The 17,761-nt window shown below is 62.3% G+C and carries 13 protein-coding genes and 5 tRNA genes; 11 read left to right on the top strand and 7 right to left on the bottom strand.

What is annotated here, in order from left to right:
• Positions 1–99 precede the first annotated feature (99 nt).
• The 7 genes from IFT80_RS05160 to uvrB form a co-directional block, all read right to left on the bottom strand.
• Positions 100–537 (bottom strand): acyl-CoA thioesterase, encoded by a 438-nt coding sequence (locus tag IFT80_RS05160; protein WP_192136920.1) that lies wholly within the window; start codon positions 535–537, stop codon positions 100–102.
• Between the two features lie 122 nt (positions 538–659).
• Positions 660–735, bottom strand: a tRNA-Glu gene (locus IFT80_RS05165).
• A 43-nt stretch (positions 736–778) separates the two neighbouring features.
• Positions 779–854, bottom strand: a tRNA-Ala gene (locus tag IFT80_RS05170).
• Between the two features lie 53 nt (positions 855–907).
• Positions 908–983 (bottom strand) — tRNA-Glu (locus IFT80_RS05175).
• A 69-nt stretch (positions 984–1,052) separates the two neighbouring features.
• Positions 1,053–1,128 (bottom strand) — tRNA-Ala (locus tag IFT80_RS05180).
• A gap of 242 nt (positions 1,129–1,370) precedes the next feature.
• The gene (gene gltX, locus IFT80_RS05185; RefSeq protein ID WP_192057558.1) at positions 1,371–2,849 is read right to left on the bottom strand and encodes a glutamate--tRNA ligase; all 1,479 of its coding nucleotides are present in this window, start codon (positions 2,847–2,849) and stop codon (positions 1,371–1,373) included.
• A 219-nt stretch (positions 2,850–3,068) separates the two neighbouring features.
• Positions 3,069–5,084, bottom strand: coding sequence for an excinuclease ABC subunit UvrB (gene uvrB, locus IFT80_RS05190; RefSeq protein ID WP_122479256.1), 2,016 nt, complete (start codon positions 5,082–5,084; stop codon positions 3,069–3,071).
• 288 nt (positions 5,085–5,372) lie between these two features.
• Here uvrB and IFT80_RS05195 point away from each other — a divergent pair, with 288 nt between their 5' ends.
• The 11 genes from IFT80_RS05195 (at position 5,373) to ngg (ending at position 17,703) form a co-directional block, all read left to right on the top strand.
• A complete protein-coding gene (locus IFT80_RS05195; protein ID WP_192057559.1) occupies positions 5,373–6,569 on the top strand; it encodes an amino acid aminotransferase in 1,197 nt (398 codons plus the stop codon).
• Between the two features lie 60 nt (positions 6,570–6,629).
• Positions 6,630–6,705: transfer RNA gene (locus tag IFT80_RS05200), tRNA-Asn, on the top strand.
• Between the two features lie 144 nt (positions 6,706–6,849).
• Complete coding sequence (locus IFT80_RS05205) at positions 6,850–7,860, top strand: ligase-associated DNA damage response exonuclease (RefSeq protein WP_122479258.1); 1,011 nt, start codon at positions 6,850–6,852, stop codon at positions 7,858–7,860.
• Positions 7,857–9,566, top strand: coding sequence for an ATP-dependent DNA ligase (locus IFT80_RS05210; RefSeq protein ID WP_192136921.1), 1,710 nt, complete (start codon positions 7,857–7,859; stop codon positions 9,564–9,566). Before IFT80_RS05205 ends, IFT80_RS05210 begins: the two co-directional genes overlap by 4 nt.
• Before the next feature lie 256 nt (positions 9,567–9,822).
• Positions 9,823–10,605 (top strand): transporter substrate-binding domain-containing protein, encoded by a 783-nt coding sequence (locus IFT80_RS05215; protein ID WP_122479260.1) that lies wholly within the window; start codon positions 9,823–9,825, stop codon positions 10,603–10,605.
• Between the two features lie 69 nt (positions 10,606–10,674).
• Positions 10,675–11,403 (top strand): ABC transporter permease, encoded by a 729-nt coding sequence (locus IFT80_RS05220; RefSeq protein WP_192053784.1) that lies wholly within the window; start codon positions 10,675–10,677, stop codon positions 11,401–11,403.
• Positions 11,400–12,110, top strand: coding sequence for an ABC transporter permease (locus tag IFT80_RS05225; RefSeq protein ID WP_122479262.1), 711 nt, complete (start codon positions 11,400–11,402; stop codon positions 12,108–12,110). Before IFT80_RS05220 ends, IFT80_RS05225 begins: the two co-directional genes overlap by 4 nt.
• 9 nt (positions 12,111–12,119) lie before the next feature.
• Entirely contained in the window at positions 12,120–13,235 is a 1,116-nt protein-coding gene (locus tag IFT80_RS05230) for a succinylglutamate desuccinylase/aspartoacylase family protein (RefSeq protein ID WP_192136922.1), read from the top strand.
• Positions 13,236–13,248: 13 nt separating this feature from the next.
• Complete coding sequence (locus IFT80_RS05235) at positions 13,249–14,013, top strand: ABC transporter ATP-binding protein (protein WP_192136923.1); 765 nt, start codon at positions 13,249–13,251, stop codon at positions 14,011–14,013.
• Between the two features lie 171 nt (positions 14,014–14,184).
• Entirely contained in the window at positions 14,185–15,957 is a 1,773-nt protein-coding gene (locus tag IFT80_RS05240; RefSeq protein WP_192136924.1) for an N-acetylglutaminylglutamine amidotransferase, read from the top strand.
• Between the two features lie 3 nt (positions 15,958–15,960).
• Positions 15,961–17,703 (top strand): N-acetylglutaminylglutamine synthetase, encoded by a 1,743-nt coding sequence (gene ngg / locus IFT80_RS05245; RefSeq protein ID WP_192136925.1) that lies wholly within the window; start codon positions 15,961–15,963, stop codon positions 17,701–17,703.
• The last annotated feature ends 58 nt before the right edge of the window (positions 17,704–17,761 follow it).

Genomic DNA, 17,761 nt, shown 5'->3' on the forward strand with positions numbered 1-17,761 from the left:
GGCGTGAAAGGGAGCGGATTCTAGCAGAAAGCCTGCACATCGACGGCAGCGCTGCTACCCGATGGTGCCAACGCTTGATGGCTCTAGGACTCCAGGGCTCTAGGGCACGATAGCTATCGCCGAGCCGTACCCTTCCAGAAACTGCGGCGGCATGCGTTTGGGCTTGCCGCTGGACAGCTCGATGCACACGAAGGTAGTGCGGGCCCGCAGCAGCACCGCACCATCGCGCGGACGCAGCAGCTGGAATTGGCGTGTCATTTTCAGGCGGCGGTCCCAGTCGAGGATCCAGGTACCCAGGTGCAGCTCATCGCCTTCGTGGGCACTGGCCAGGTAGTCGATCTCATGGCGCACCACGGCCATGGCGCGATCCAACTGGCGGTAGGTTGCCAGATCCAGACCCAGGTGCTGCGAGTGCTGCCAGGCACAGCGCTCGAGCCAGGTCACGTAGACTGCGTTGTTGGCATGCCCGAGGCCGTCGATGTCGTCGGACTGGACCTGGAGCTGGATAACGAAGGGGGTGGGCCGATCCCAGTTCATGGGCGCTCCTGAAGAATTGGGCGGTGGCGATTCAGGAATGGGCGATTATTGCGAGGGCAGAAAAACAAAAGGCTCATTCAATAATCGAATGAGCCTTATAAGTCCCGCAGAGCGGGTAATCGTGGCGTCCCCTAGGGGACTCGAACCCCTGTTACCGCCGTGAAAGGGCGGTGTCCTAGGCCACTAGACGAAGGGGACGCAAAACCTTCAGTCAAGCCCGCTGACGCAGGCTCCGGCAAATTGGTGGAGCTAAACGGGATCGAACCGTTGACCTCTTGCATGCCATGCAAGCGCTCTCCCAGCTGAGCTATAGCCCCGAATTTATCGCCCTGCGGCGGAATGCCGACTTCACTCGGCATTTCTGTACAACTGGCGTCCCCTAGGGGACTCGAACCCCTGTTACCGCCGTGAAAGGGCGGTGTCCTAGGCCACTAGACGAAGGGGACATACCTTCTACCAAGATCAGTCTGGAACTGATCGGCTCGTTATCAGCACGTGACATCGAACCTGGAATTTGGTGGAGCTAAACGGGATCGAACCGTTGACCTCTTGCATGCCATGCAAGCGCTCTCCCAGCTGAGCTATAGCCCCAAACAGTGTGTTGCTGTGTGGACGGGGCGCATATTAAGACGACCTCGCCAGGGTGTCAAACTTATTTTCAGAATTATTCTGAAGTTTTTTATCGCGATTACAGGGACTTACCGGTTTTGCTGGGTTTGGGCGAGGAGCGACGCGGCTTGCGCCGCTGCTACAGGGATCGCGGTGCATCGGATGCACGTGCGGTGTGCCGGGCCCGCGATCTTCTGTAGCAGCGGCGCGAGCCGCGTCGGGGGTCAGGCGATTGCAGCCAGGAGCTTCTCCCACTCCTTGTTTTCTTTCTTGGAGACGCCGCCGAGCAGGTCGAGGGCCTGACGCAAGCGGAAACGGGTCAGATCCGGGCCGAGGATTTCCATGGCATCCAGGACCGACACCGAGCTGGCTTGCCCGGTGATTGCGGCGAACATCAGCGGCATGGCGTCGCGCAGTTTCAAACCAAGCGACTCGACCACGGCCTGGATGGTCGCGGTGATGCGTTCCTTGTCCCACTGGCGCAGGCTTTCCAGCTTCCACAGGATCAACTGCATCAGCTGCCGCACCTGGTCCGCAGAGAGTTTCTTGCTTTCGAACAGGCGCGCGTCCAGCTGCAGCCCGCCGGCGAAGAAGAAGCCGCCCAGCGGAACGATCTGACTGAAGGTTTCCACCCTGCCCTGCACGTGGGGAGCGATCTTCATCATGTAGTCAGGGTTGAAAGCCCACTGTTGCACCCGTGCGGCGAACTGCTCCACCGGCAGCTCGCGCAACCACTGGCCGTTGAGCCACGAGAGCTTCTCGATATCGAAGATCGGACCGCCCAGGGATACACGGGAAAGATCGAAGTGCTCGACCATTTCAGTCAGGGAGAACTTTTCGCGCTCGTCGGGCATCGACCAGCCCATGCGGCCCAGGTAGTTGAGCATGGCTTCAGGCATGAAGCCCATGCGCTCGTAGAACGTGACCGAGGTCGGATTCTTGCGCTTGGACAGCTTGCTCTTGTCAGGATTACGCAGCAGCGGCATGTAGCACAGTGCCGGTTGCTCCCAGCCGAAGTATTCGTAGAGCTTCATCAGTTTGGGCGCCGAGGGCAGCCATTCTTCACCGCGCAGCACGTGGGTGATGCCCATCAGGTGGTCATCGACCACGTTGGCCAGGAAGTAGGTGGGCAGACCGTCGGTTTTCATCAGGACCTGCATGTCCATGCGGTCCCACGGGATTTCGACATCGCCGCGCAGCATGTCCGGGACCACGCAGACGCCCTCGGTAGGGACCTTCATGCGGATGACGTGGGGCTCGCCTGCTGCCAGGCGACGCTGGACTTCCTCGGCCGATAGCAACAGGGCACGACCGTCGTAGCGCGGGGTTTCGCCCCGGGCGGTTTGTTCTGCGCGCATCTGGTCGAGTTCTTCGGCCGTGCAGAAGCAGGGGAACGCGTGACCCATGTCGACCAGTTGCTGGGCGTACTGCTTGTAGATGTCGCCCCGCTCGCTTTGCCGGTAAGGGCCGTGAGGGCCGCCTACGTCCGGGCCTTCGCTCCACTCGATGCCCAGCCAGCGCAGGGCGTCGAAGATCTGCTGCTCGGATTCGCGGGTGGAGCGCAACTGGTCGGTGTCTTCGATGCGCAGGATGAATTCGCCGCCATGCTGTTTGGCAAAGCAATAGTTGAACAGGGCGATGTAGGCCGTGCCGACATGGGGGTCGCCGGTGGGCGATGGGGCGATACGCGTACGAACGGTCATGAAGGGTCTCGAGCAGGTTGAATCGAAACGCCGATGTTAGCAGGGCTTGGGGGCAAGGCTCCAGAATCGTGTGGCGACGGGCATGGGTGCTCGGCTAGGAACGCAGTGCGGCCCTCGCGGGCAGAAGGCTCGGCCGCCCGCCCCGCTCCCACAAGGGGGCGGGCTGGTTGGTGCTTTTCTGTGGGAGCGGGTTCTACCCGCGAAGGGGGCGACGCGGTGTCAGACCTTGAGCAGGCGCTCGCGCAGCTTGCCGATTTCGTCGCGCATCTGTGCTGCCGCTTCGAACTCCAGGTCCCGCGCCAGCTGGTACATCTTCTCTTCCAGCTGCTTGATGCGCTTGGTGATCTCGCTCGGCGAGCGCAGCTCGTTCTCGTAGCGTGCGTTCTCCTCGGCAGCCTTGGCCATGCCCTTGCGCTTCTTGCTGCGCGAGCCGGGCACGGTGGCGCCTTCCATGATATCGGCGACATCTTTGATAACGCCCTTGGGCACGATGCCATTGGCCTCGTTGAAGGCGATCTGCTTCTCGCGACGGCGCTCGGTTTCGCCGATGGCACGCTCCATCGAACCGGTCATGCGATCAGCATACAAAATGGCACGCCCATTGAGATTTCGCGCGGCACGGCCAATGGTCTGGATGAGCGAGCGGTCGGAGCGCAGGAAACCTTCCTTGTCGGCATCCAGAATCGCCACCAGCGAGACCTCGGGCATGTCCAGGCCTTCGCGCAGCAGGTTGATCCCCACGATCACGTCGAACGCGCCCAGGCGCAGGTCGCGAATGATCTCGACCCGCTCCACGGTATCAATGTCCGAGTGCAGGTAGCGCACGCGCACGTCATGGTCGGCCAGGTAATCGGTAAGGTCCTCGGCCATGCGCTTGGTCAGCACGGTAACCAGAATGCGATCGTCGGTTGCGACGCGCTTGCGGATCTCGGACAGCAAGTCGTCCACCTGGGTCAACGCGGGCCGCACTTCCACCTGGGGGTCTACCAGACCGGTCGGACGCACCACCTGCTCGATGATGCGGCCGGCGTGCTCGGCCTCGTAGTTGCCGGGGGTAGCAGAGACGAAAATGGTCTGCGGGCTCACCCCCTCCCACTCGTCGAAACGCATCGGCCGGTTATCCAGCGCCGACGGCAGGCGGAAGCCGTACTCGACCAGGGTTTCCTTGCGCGAGCGGTCGCCCTTGTACATCGCACCCACCTGCGGAACGCTGACGTGAGACTCGTCGATCACCAGCAGGGCGTCGGCTGGCAAATAATCGTACAACGTGGGCGGAGCGGCGCCCGAAGGGCGGCCGGAGAGGTAGCGCGAATAGTTTTCGATGCCGTTGCAATAGCCCAGCTCGAGGATCATCTCGAGATCGAAGCGGGTCCGTTGCTCCAGCCGCTGGGCTTCCACCAGCTTGTTCTTGTCGCGAAAGTAGTCAAGGCGCTCCTTGAGCTCTTCCTTGATGCCTTCCACAGCGCCGAGCAGGGTCTCGCGCGGAGTAACGTAATGGCTCTTGGGGTAGAAGGTGAAGCGCGGCAGTTTGCGCGTGACCTCGCCGGTCAGCGGGTCGAACGCGGCGATGTTCTCGACCTCGTCATCGAACAGCTCGATACGGATGGCTTCAAGATCGGACTCGGCCGGGAACACGTCGATGACGTCGCCGCGCACACGGAACGTGGCGCGGGCGAAGTCCATTTCGTTGCGGGTGTATTGCAGGTCGGCCAGACGGCGCAGCAGCGCGCGCTGGTCGAGCTTGTCGCCGCGGTCCACGTGCAGGACCATTTTCAGATAGGTTTCAGGGCTGCCCAGACCGTAGATGCACGACACCGTGGTGACGATGATGGCGTCCTTGCGCTCTAGCAGTGCCTTGGTGGCGGAAAGGCGCATCTGCTCGATGTGATCATTGATCGAGGAATCCTTCTCGATGAAGGTGTCCGACGAAGGCACGTAGGCTTCGGGCTGATAGTAGTCGTAATAGGAGACGAAATACTCGACGGCGTTGTTCGGGAAAAACGCCTTGAACTCGCCGTACAGCTGAGCTGCCAGGGTCTTGTTGGGCGCCAGCACCAGTGTCGGACGCTGCACCTGGGCAATCACGTTGGCAATGCTGAACGTCTTGCCCGATCCGGTTACCCCCAGCAATGTCTGGTGCGCCAGCCCTGCCTCGATACCCTCCACCATCAGGCGAATGGCTTCCGGCTGATCGCCAGCAGGCTCGAAACGGGTAACGAGTTGGAACTCGGACATGCCACACCTCATGAGTCGCACCAGCCGGACATTTTCCGACTGTATTTATAGACAGTACTTAACCCTAGTTTGCGGCTGTTCCTACGAGTTTCAAGGGCAAGGCCCAAGACCTACGGTAAACGCGGGACCAATGGTCGAAAATAAATCGGCAAAAACAGGTAAAACCAGGTGCAACCTGTCGCCCCGTCAGCCAAGCGTCTTTATACTGACATCCCACTCGTGCACCGCTTCGCGCAGCATGGATGAAGCGTGCACCCTTCCTTACTCCCGATCAGAGCTACGGTAAAAATGAGCCTGTTTTCCGCTGTCGAATTGGCACCCCGCGATCCTATCCTGGGCCTCAACGAAGCATTCAACGCCGACACCCGCACCGACAAGGTGAACCTGGGTGTGGGCGTGTACTGCAACGAAGAGGGGCGAATTCCCCTGCTGCGCGCGGTGATCGAAGCCGAAGCGCAGCGCGTTGCACAGCACGCGGCCCGTGGCTATCTGCCCATCGATGGCATCGCTGCCTACGACAAGGCCGTACAGACCTTGATATTCGGTGCCCAGTCGCCCCTGCTGACAGCAGGCCGCGTCGTGACCACCCAGGCCGTCGGTGGCACCGGTGCCCTGAAGATCGGCGCCGACTTCCTCAAGCAACTGTCGCCCGATGCGGTCGTCGCGATCAGTGATCCCAGCTGGGAAAACCACCGTGCGCTGTTCGAAGCTGCAGGCTTCGGTGTCCGGAACTACCGTTACTATGATGCGACCAGCAACGACGTGAACCGTTCAGGCATGCTCGAAGACCTCGACGCCTTGCCCGCAGGCTCCATCGTCGTGCTGCATGCATGCTGTCACAACCCCACCGGTGTCGACCTCAACGCGGCGGACTGGGTCAACGTGTTGGATGTGGTCAAGCGCAAGGGCCACGTGCCGTTCCTCGACATGGCTTATCAGGGCTTTGGCGACGGCATCGAGGAAGACGCGGCGGCCGTGCGCCTGTTCGCCGAGTCGGGCTTGAGCTTCTTCGTTTCCAGTTCGTTTTCCAAGTCGTTCTCGCTGTATGGCGAGCGGGTGGGCGCGCTGTCGATCGTCACCCAGTCGAGCGACGAGCGCGCGCGCGTGCTGTCGCAGATCAAGCGGGTCATTCGTACCAACTACTCCAACCCGCCGACCCATGGTGCGATGATCGTAGCCAACGTGCTCAACAGCCCCGAACTGCGAGCCATGTGGGAAGCCGAGCTGGGCGAGATGCGCCAGCGCATTCGCGGCATGCGCCTGCAAATGGTCGAGGGCCTGGCTGCCCACGGCGCGAACCGTGACTTCACCTTCGTCGCTCGCCAGGCGGGGATGTTTTCGTATTCCGGGCTGAGCGCCGAGCAGGTCGGTCGCCTGCGCAGCGAGTTCGGCATCTACGCGCTGGATACCGGGCGCATCTGCGTGGCCGCCTTGAACCAAAGCAATATCGACGGCGTGATCAAGGCCATCGTCAAGGTGCTGTAACAACCTTGCTAAGGGGAAAGCTTGACTTCCCCTTAGCAATCAGTAACATACGCAGCAGATTCCGCGATAGCTCAGTTGGTAGAGCAAATGACTGTTAATCATTGGGTCCCTGGTTCGAGTCCAGGTCGTGGAGCCAGATTCTGAAACAAGCCCCTCATCGCAGGGGCTTTTTCATGCCTGCGTCACGGGCCACGCGCAGCGCTCGTCAAGGCGCATGCCTTCGAACTTTCCCCTGCCCCACCCCCTCATAACAACACACCCATTACCTGGCCGACCTGCCATGGATCTTGTCGTCGCTCGTCCCGAAGGTCTGTATTGCACCGCCGGGGATTTCTATATCGATCCATGGAAGCCCGTCGAGCGCGCGGTGATCACCCATGGTCACGGCGACCACGCGCACACGGGCAACCAACACTACCTGGCCGCAGCCCCCGGCGAAGGCATCCTGCGCACTCGCCTGGGCCAGGACATAAATCTGCAATTGCTCGAGTACGGCGAAGTCCTGCAACACAACGGTGTGACCTTGAGTTTCCATCCTGCCGGACACGTACTGGGCTCGGCCCAGGTCCGCCTGGAATACAAAGGTGAGGTGTGGGTAGCCTCGGGCGACTACAAGGTCGAGCCAGATGGCACGTGCGCGCCCTTCGAGCCGGTGCGCTGCCATACCTTCATCACCGAATCGACCTTCGGCCTGCCGATCTATCGCTGGCAGCCGCAAGCGGAGATCTTCGAAGAAGTGAACCAGTGGTGGCGAGCCAACGCCGAGCAAGGCAAGGCCAGCGTGTTGTTCGCCTACGCCTTCGGCAAGGCCCAGCGCTTGCTGCATGGCATCGACGCCGGCATCGGACCGATTCTGGCCCACGGCTCGGTCGAACCGCTGAACCGCGTCTACCGCGATGCCGGTGTCTATATTCCGGAAACCCAATACGCCGGGGACTTCAAGAAAACCGACCCGGCACTGCGCAACGCGTTGATCATCGCCCCGCCCTCGGCCGGAGGCAGTACCTGGATGCGTCGCTTTGGTGAGTACAGCGACGCCTTCGCCAGTGGCTGGATGCGTCTGCGCGGCACCCGTCGCCGCCGTGGTGTGGATCGAGGCTTCGTGCTGTCCGACCACGCCGACTGGCCAGGCCTGCTCTGGGCCATCGAGCAGACCGGAGCCGAGCGGGTCATGGTCACCCACGGCTCGGTAGAGGTGCTGGTGCGCTATCTGCGCGACATCGGCCTGGACGCACAGGGGTTCACCACTGAGTACGGCAATGAAGAGGAACCTCAGGAGGTCGCGTCTTGAAAGCTTTCGCGCAGTTGTATGCCAATCTCGACGAAACCACCTCGACCAATGCCAAGCGCCAGTTTCTGGAAGATTACTTCCGTCAGGCGCAACCGGCCGATGCTGCCTGGGCGGTGTACTTCCTTTCCGGTGGCCGTCCACGGCAGCTGGTGCCGACCAAGATCCTGCGCGAGCTGGCGATCAAACTGGCGAACGTGCCCGAGTGGCTGTTCGAAGAAAGCTATCAAGCCGTAGGTGACCTGGCCGAGACCTTCTCGCTGTTGCTGCCCGAAGCTGAGCAAAGCAGCGACGAAGGCCTGGCCTGGTGGCTGGAAAACGCCCTGTTGCCCCTGCGCGGGCTGCCGCCCGAGGAGCTCCACGCGCGCTTGCCGCCGCTGTGGGCGCAGCTGGATCGGGCCAGCTTGATGCTGTGCCTGAAGCTGATCACCGGCAGCTTTCGCGTCGGTGTGTCGAAGCTGTTGGTCACCCGCGCGCTGGCGCAGATGGCCGGTATCGACAGCAAGCGCGTCGCCCAGCGCCTGGTGGGCTACACCGATCTGTCGCACCGTCCGGTCGCCGAAAGTTACCTCAAGCTCATCGCCCAGGAATCGGCGGACGAACATGCCCAACGAGGTGGCCAGCCCTACCCGTTTTTCCTCGCCCACTCTCTGCAGCAACCGGTCGATCAGTTCGACACCTTGCTGGGCCCCAGCAGCGACTGGCAGGTGGAATGGAAGTGGGATGGGATTCGCGCCCAGCTGGTCAAGCGCGAGGGGCGCTTGTGGATCTGGTCGCGCGGCGAGGAACTGGTATCGGATCGCTTCCCGGAGCTGCACTCACTGACCGCGAGCCTGCCTGACGGTACGGTCATCGACGGTGAGATCGTGGTCTGGAAGACTCCGCCAGCAACCGATATGGCACCTGAACATTTCAGCCTGGACGAGTCATCGAGTGCGTCGGCCGATGCACCCGCCGTGCAGCCGTTCGCCCTGCTGCAGCAGCGCATCGGCCGTAAAACCTTGAGCAAGAAAATCCTTGAGGAGATTCCGGTGGTGGTGCTCGCCTACGATCTGCTCGAATGGGCAGGGGAAGACTGGCGCAACCGCCCGCAGCACGAACGTCGCACCCGGATGGAACAGGTCATCGCGCAGGCCGCCGACCCCGTGCTGCGCCCCTCGCCGGTATTGACCGGCGACGACTGGCAAGACCTCGGCCGACAGCGCGAAGCGTCGCGCGCGCTGGGTGTGGAAGGCATGATGCTCAAGGCGCGCGACTCGCTGTATGGCGTTGGCCGCACCAAGGACATGGGCACCTGGTGGAAATGGAAGGTCGACCCGTTCAGCGTCGACGCGGTATTGATCTATGCCCAGGCCGGCCATGGGCGCCGGGCGAGCCTGTACAGCGATTACACGTTCGCCGTGTGGGATGGCCCACCGGAAGCGTCCGAGCGAACGCTGGTGCCCTTCGCCAAGGCCTATTCCGGATTGACCGATGAAGAAATGCGCAAGGTCGACGCGATCGTTCGCAAGACCACCGTGGAGAAGTTCGGCCCGGTGCGCAGCGTGACCCCGACGCTGGTCTTCGAATTGGGCTTCGAGGGCATTGCCTTGTCCAAGCGCCACAAAAGCGGTATTGCGGTGCGCTTCCCGCGCATGTTGCGCTGGCGCCACGACAAACCGGTGGCTGAAGCGGACAGCCTGGCGACCCTGCAGGACCTGTTGGCCTGACCCTTCTGAATGCACCGTCGAGGTGCATTTTTTTGCCGTGGATTATTTCAGGGCATTGCTGTACCAATGACGCGCAGCGCGGACATCCAGGGGGACTCGGGCCATGGCGAAACTTGCTGCCACGCGACACAACCTTGCTCAGAGCGGTCTGCACTGGGACTATGGTGCGGAAATTGCTATCAAAATGATGTCTGGCACTTGCCGGTAACGCACATCGCCCTCACCAACGCATTCAACTGGTTTTAAGGACTGCACGATGAAAAAAGCATTGCTGACCCTTTCTGCTCTGGCCCTGGCGTTTTCGGCCGGCAGCGCAATGGCCAAGGAATACAAGGAGTTGCGCTTCGGGGTCGATCCTTCCTACGCACCGTTCGAATCCAAGGCCGCCGACGGCAGCCTGGTGGGTTTCGACATTGATCTGGGCAATGCCATCTGCAAGGAACTGAAAGTGACCTGCAAGTGGGTCGAAAGCGACTTCGACGGCATGATTCCCGGGCTCAAGGCGAAGAAATTCGATGGCGTGATTTCCTCGATGACCGTCACCCCGGCGCGGGAGAAAGTCATCGACTTCTCCAACGAACTGTTCTCGGGCCCGACTTCGTTGGTGTTCAAGAAAGGTGCAGGCCTGAGCACCGACCTGGCGTCGCTCAAGGGCAAGACCGTCGGCTACGAGCAGGGCACCATCCAGGAAGCCTACGCCAAGGCCGTGCTCGACAAGGCTGGGGTGAAAACCCAGGCCTATCAGAATCAGGACCAAGTGTACGCCGACTTGATCTCGGGTCGTCTCGACGCATCCATCCAAGACATGCTGCAGGCCGAGCTGGGCTTCCTGAAGTCGCCACAGGGTGCTGGCTATGAAGTCAGCGACGCTATCGACAGCGAGCTGTTGCCGGCCAAGACGGCCGTGGGTATCGCCAAAGGTAACAAGGAACTCAAGGCGTTCATCGATAAAGGTATCAAAGCGTTACATGATGATGGCACCTACAGCGAAATCCAGAAGAAACACTTCGGTGAGCTGAACCTGTACAGCGGTAAATAAACCCCCGCGATGACAGCGCCCATTCCTGCTCGGGGATGGGCGTTTTTTTGATCGGCAAAGGCCAGATTCATGTTCGATGACCTTTTGCAGTACCTCGGGTTGTCTGCGTTCAGCTTGAAGGGCTTCGGCCCGTTGCTGCTCGAGGGCACCTGGATGACCATCAAGCTTTCCCTGCTCTCGCTGCTGGTCAGCGTGGTGCTGGGCCTGCTCGGCGCCAGCGCCAAGCTGTCCGGCGCTGCGGCGCTGCGCGTGCCTGCGCAGCTCTACACCACCCTGATTCGCGGCGTGCCCGACCTGGTGCTGATGCTGCTGATTTTCTACAGCCTGCAAACCTGGCTGACCGGTATTACCGAAGCGCTGGAATGGGACTACATCGAAATCGATCCTTTCGCCGCTGGGGTCATCACCCTGGGTTTCATCTACGGCGCCTATTTCACCGAGACCTTTCGCGGTGCCATGCTGGCAGTACCGCGCGGGCAACTCGAAGCGGCCACGGCCTATGGCCTCAAGCGCTCACAGCGCTTTCGCTATGTCGTGTTTCCGCAGATGATGCGCTACGCCCTGCCCGGTATCGGCAATAACTGGATGGTCATGCTCAAGGCCACGGCGCTGGTGTCGATCATCGGCCTGGCCGATCTGGTGAAGGCCGCCCAGGACGCGGGCAAGAGCACTTATCAGTTGTTCTACTTCCTGGTGTTGGCCGCGCTCATCTACCTGTTGATCACCAGTGCCTCCAACATCGCCCTGCGCTGGCTTGAACGACGCTACAGCGCGGGCACCCGGGAGGCCCTGCGATGATCGAGCTTCTTCAAGAATACTGGCGACCGTTCCTCTACTCCGACGGGCAGAACATCACCGGCCTGGCGATGACCCTGTGGCTGCTCACTGCCGCCCTGGTGATCGGCTTCGTGTTCTCGGTGCCGCTGTCGATCGCACGGGTCTCGAATCGGCGCTGGGTACGCTGGCCAGTGCAGTTCTACACGTACCTGTTCCGCGGCACCCCGCTCTATATCCAGCTGCTGATCTGCTACACCGGCATCTACAGCCTGGAGGCGGTGCGTGGGCAGCCTCTGCTCAACGACTTCTTCCGCGACGCGATGAACTGCACGGTGCTGGCATTCGCGCTGAACACCTGCGCGTACACCACGGAAATCTTCGCCGGGGCCATCCGCAGCATGAACCACGGCGAGGTCGAGGCGGCCAAAGCCTACGGCCTCAGCGGTTGGAAGCTGTATGCCTACGTGATCATGCCGTCCGCCCTGCGCCGTTCGTTGCCCTACTACAGCAACGAAGTGATCCTCATGTTGCACTCGACCACGGTGGCGTTCACCGCCACCATCCCGGACATTCTCAAGGTCGCGCGTGACGCCAATTCGGCGACCTTCCTGACCTTCCAATCCTTCGGTATCGCCGCGCTGATCTACCTGACCGTCACCTTCGCTCTGGTTGGACTGTTTCGCCTGGCCGAACGCCGCTGGCTGGCCTTTCTCGGCCCGACGCACTAGGACCTGAACATGCAACACGACATTCATGAACTGCTGGCCCCGCTACCGGGCACCGCGCGCCAGATACACAGCTTCAGCTACGGCCCAACCGGTGCCGGCAAGGTCTATATCCAAGCCTCGCTGCATGCCGACGAGCTGCCGGGGATGCTCGTCGCCTGGCACCTGCGTCAGCGCCTGGCCGAACTGGAAAGCGCCGGGCAACTGCGCTGGCAGGTCGTGGTGGTGCCCATCGCCAACCCGGCCGGACTCGACCAGATCGTCATGGACACCCCCATGGGCCGCTACGAGCTGGAGACCGGCGAGAACTTCAATCGCCGTTTCGTCGACCTGGCCGATCAGGTCGGGTGCGCCGTCGAGAGCCTGCTGGGTGAGGACATCGCGCGCAATACCGCGTTGATCCGCACGCATCTGCGCGATGGGCTGAACCGGCTGCAGCCCGCCACCGCCCTGCAGTCGCAGCGCCTGACCCTGCAGCGCCTGGCGTGCGACGCCGATATGGTGCTGGACCTGCACTGCGACTTCGAAGCCGTGCAGCATCTGTACACCACGCCCGAGGCCTGGCCGCAGGTAGAGCCGCTGGCGCGCTATCTGGGCGCCCAGGCCAATCTGTTGGCCACCGATTCGGGCGGGCAGTCGTTCGACGAGTGCTTCAGCCTGTTGTGGTGGCAGCTGCAGCAACGTTTCGGCGAGCGCTTCCCGATCGCCATGGGCAGCTTTTCGGTCACTGTCGAATTGCGCGGCCAGGGCGACGTCAACCATCCGATGGCCAGCGGCGACTGCCAGGCCATCCTCGACTACCTGGCCAGTGTCGGTGCCATCGACCGCCAGCCGGCCGAGCTGCCGGCGTTGCTCGCCGCAGCAACGCCGCTTGCTGCCGTAGAACCGGTTACAGCGCCGGTGGGTGGGCTGCTGGTGTACAGCGCGGTGCCCGGACAGTACCTGGAAGCCGACCAGTTGATCGCCGAGATCATCGATCCGCTGAGCAATACGGTTACCCCGGTGCGCAATCGGCAGCCTGGCCTGATGTACGCCCGCTCGCTGCGGCGCATGGCCACCGCTGGCATGCTGGTGGCCCATGTCGCGGGTACCCAGGCCTGCCGCAGCGGCTATCTACTTCAACCTTGAGGACGTGTTGCGCATGTACAAACTGACCATCGACGGCCTGCACAAGAGCTATGGCGACAACAAGGTGCTCAAGGGCGTCTCGCTCAAGGCCAGCACGGGTGACGTGATCAGCCTGATCGGCGCCAGCGGCTCGGGCAAGAGCACCTTTTTGCGCTGCATCAATTTTCTCGAGCAGCCCGACGACGGCGCCATGAGCCTGGATGGCAAGCCGATCCAGATGATCAGCGACCACGGCGGCATGCGGGTTGCCGACGCCGAAGAATTGCAGCGCCTGCGCACGCGCCTGGCCATGGTGTTCCAGCACTTCAACCTGTGGAGCCACATGACCGTGCTCGACAACATCACCATGGCGCCACGCCGGGTGCTGGGCATCGACAAGGACGAAGCGCGGGCCCGCGCGTTGCGCTACCTGGACAAGGTAGGCTTGCCTGAGCGGGTTGCCAGCCAGTATCCAGCGTTCCTCTCCGGCGGCCAGCAGCAACGCGTGGCCATCGCTCGCGCACTGGCCATGGAACCGGAGGTCATGCTGTTCGACGAACCTACCTCGGCGCTCGACCCGGAGCTGGTGGGTGAGGTGCTGAAGGTGATCAAGGGCCTGGCCGAGGAAGGCCGGACCATGATCATGGTCACCCACGAGATGAGCTTCGCCCGCGAAGTGTCGAACCAGGTGCTGTTCCTGCATCAGGGGCTGGTCGAGGAAGAAGGCCCGCCCTCCCAGGTGCTGGCCAATCCGAAAAGCGAACGCCTCCGGCAGTTTCTCAGCGGTAATCTCAAGTAGCCTTCAAGCGCCGCCGACCTGTGGGAGCGGGTTCTACCCGCGAATGCGTCTTCGGACACTTCTCCTCCTTATAACCGATCGTTCTAAAACTCTCGCTACCCGCCTCGGTCAGTTTCATACCTGGCCGAACTTCACTCGGCCATTCCCCAACGGAAAAACCGGTAAGGACTTATGTGCGGATTAGCTGGTGAGTTGCGCTTCGACTTTCAACCTGCGGACCTTGCGGCCGTGGAACGCATTACCCATGAACTGGCCCCACGCGGGCCGGACGCCTGGGGTTTTCAGGCGCAAGGGCCGATTGCCCTGGGCCATCGCCGCCTGAAGATCATGGACCTGTCGGACGGCTCCGCGCAGCCGATGACCGACGCCCAGCTGGGCCTGAGCCTGGCGTTCAACGGTGCCATCTACAACTTTCCCGAATTGCGTAGCGAGCTGGAAGCGCTGGGCTACAGCTTCTATTCGGGCGGCGACACCGAGGTGTTGCTCAAGGGCTATCATGCCTGGGGCGAAAAACTGCTGCCCAAGCTCAACGGCATGTTCGCCTTTGCCATCTGGGAGCGCGACACGCAACGTCTGTTCATTGCCCGCGACCGTCTGGGCGTCAAGCCGTTGTACCTGTCGCGCACCGACAAGCGCCTGCGCTTCGCTTCGGCCCTGCCGGCGTTGCTCAAGGGTGGCGACATCAGCCCGATTCTCGACCCGGTGGCGTTGAACCACTACCTGAACTTCCACGCCGTAGTGCCTGCGCCACGGACGTTGATCGCGGGCATCGAAAAACTGCCGCCAGCGACGTGGATGCGCATCGATGCCAACGGCAAGACCGAACAGCAAACGTGGTGGACCTTGCCCTATGGGCCCCATGCCGACGAAGCCAACCTGACCCTGGAAGACTGGCGCGACCGTGTGCTGGAAAGCACCCGCGAAGCGGTTGCCATTCGCCAGCGGGCCGCCGTGGATGTGGGCGTGCTGCTGTCCGGCGGCGTCGATTCGAGCATGCTGGTAGGTCTGTTGCGCGAAGTGGGCGTGAAGGATCTGTCGACCTTCTCCATCGGCTTTCAAGATGCCGGCGGCGAACGTGGCGACGAGTTCCAGTATTCCGACCTGATCGCCAAACACTACGGTACTCAGCACCACCAGCTGCGCATCGAGGAGCGAGAGATCATCGAGCAGCTGCCCGCCGCGTTCCGCGCGATGAGCGAGCCGATGGTCAGCCACGACTGCATCGCCTTCTACCTGCTCTCGCGGGAAGTTGCCAAGCATTGCAAGGTCGTACAGAGCGGCCAGGGCGCCGACGAACTGTTCGCAGGCTACCACTGGTACCCACAAGTGGACGGCGCCAGCGATCCGTACCAGGCCTATCGCGATGCGTTCTTCGACCGTAGCTACGACGATTACGCCGCAACCGTGACCCCAAATTGGCTGACCGCCAACGATGCTGCCGGTGACTTCGTGCGCGAGCACTTCGCCATGCCCGGAGCCGATGCAGCGGTGGACAAGGCCTTGCGCCTGGACAGCACAGTGATGCTGGTCGACGACCCGGTCAAACGCGTCGACAACATGACCATGGCCTGGGGCCTGGAAGCGCGCACGCCGTTCCTGGACTATCGACTGGTCGAACTTTCCGCGCGGGTTCCAGGCAAGTTCAAGCTGCCCGATGGTGGCAAGCAGGTGCTCAAGGAAGCCGCGCGGCTGGTGATTCCGAGCGAGGTCATCGACCGCAAGAAAGGCTATTTCCCGGTGCCTGGCCTCAAGCATCTCGAAGGGGACACACTCAACTGGGTGCGCGACCTGCTGTTGGACCCCAGCCAGGACCGCGGCTTGTTCAACCCGAACATGCTCGACCGTCTGCTGACCGATCCGCAAGGCCAGCTCACGCCACTGCGCGGCTCCAAGCTCTGGCAGCTGGCGGCGTTGAACCTGTGGCTCAGCGAACAAGGACTCTGATCGATGAAAGCTCATGCCACGGCATTCAACCAGCGCTTGCAGCGCGGCCAGTCGCCGTCCTACGAGCGCTTGCAGGCGCGGCTGGCCGAAGAAGGCCATAGCGACGACCTGCAACAACGACCGTTGCACTGCGGCTGGGGCCGCGTGCTGATCGGGCATACCTACCCCGACGCGGACGCCCTGGCTGCCGAGCTGCTCAACGAACAACCGGGTGAGCGGGACATCGCTCTGTACGTTGCCGCGCCGCAGCAGGTGTTGGCCAAGGCGCCTCAACAACTGTTCCTCGATCCGTCCGATACCCTGCGCCTGTGGTTCAGCGATTATCGACCCGCGCAGCGGGTGTTTCGTGGGTTCCGTATTCGTCGGGCGCAGAGCGATGGCGATTGGCAGGCCATCAACCAGCTTTATCTCAAGCGCAAGATGCTGCCCATCGACCAGAGCCTGCTGACCCCACGACATCAGGGCGGGCCGGTGTACTGGCTGGCCGAAGATGAAGACACCGGCCATGTGATCGGCAGTGTCATGGGCCTCAACCATGCCAAAGCCTTTCGAGATCCGGAAAAAGGCAGCAGCCTGTGGTGCCTGGCCGTCGACCCACGTTGCACACGTCCAGGTGTGGGCGAAGTGCTGGTGCGGCATCTGGTCGAGCACTTCATGAGCCGCGGCCTGGCCTACCTCGATCTGTCGGTGATGCACGACAACCGCCTGGCCAAGAACCTCTACGCCAAGCTGGGCTTTCGCAACCTGCCCACCTTCGCCATCAAGCGCAAGAACGGCATCAACCAGAAACTGTTCCTGGGCCCCGGTCCGCAGGCCGATTTCAACCCCTACGCGCGGATCATCGTCGACGAGGCGTTTCGCAGGGGCATCGATGTGCAGGTGGACGACGCCGAGGCTGGTCTGTTCACGCTGGCGCACGGTGGCCGGCGCATCCGTTGCCGCGAATCATTGTGCGACCTGACCAGCTCGGTGAGCATGACCCTGTGCCAGGACAAGAGCCTGACCCACAAGGTGCTCCGGGCCGCTGGCCTGAGCTTGCCGGCGCAGCAGCTGGCGGGCAGTGCCGACGACAACCAGGACTTCCTCGACGAACATGGCCGGGTGGTGGTCAAGCCGCTCGACGGTGAGCAAGGCAACGGTGTGGCCGTGGACCTGAGCACACTCGACGAGGTGCAGCAGGCCATCGAGCATGCTCGCCAGTTCGATAGCCGGGTCCTGCTTGAAAGCTTCCATGAAGGGGTTGACCTGCGCATCGTGGTCATCGGCTACGAAGTGGTTGCGGCAGCCATCCGCCGGCCGGCGCAGATCATTGGAGACGGGCACACCGACATCGGCACGCTGATCGATGTGCAGAGCCGCCGTCGCCAGGCGGCCACTGGCGGCGAGAGCCGGATTCCGCTGGACCAGGAAACCCTGCGCACCGTGCAGGCCGCCGGTTTTGATATGCACAGCATTCCGCCCAGCGGCCAGACGCTGACAGTGCGCAGAGCGGCCAACCTGCACACTGGCGGGCATCTGGAGGACGTCACGCAGATTCTCCACCCGGTACTGGCCGACGCAGCGGTGCGTGCCGCTCGCGCGCTGGACATACCGGTGGTGGGTCTGGACCTGTTGGTTCCGGCCGCCGACCAGCCGGAGTACGTGTTCATCGAAGCCAACGAGCGCGTGGGCCTGGCCAACCACGAACCGCAACCGACGGCAGAGCGCTTCGTCGATCTGCTGTTTCCCCACAGCGGCCCCAGGTAAAAGCCCGCATGGAGCCTGCCGCGGCGACCCGCACAGGCTCCGCGCTGAAACGCTACCG

Source organism: Pseudomonas sp. CFBP 8771 (assembly GCF_014841695.1).
Classification (GTDB): Bacteria; Pseudomonadota; Gammaproteobacteria; order Pseudomonadales; family Pseudomonadaceae; genus Aquipseudomonas; species Aquipseudomonas baltica.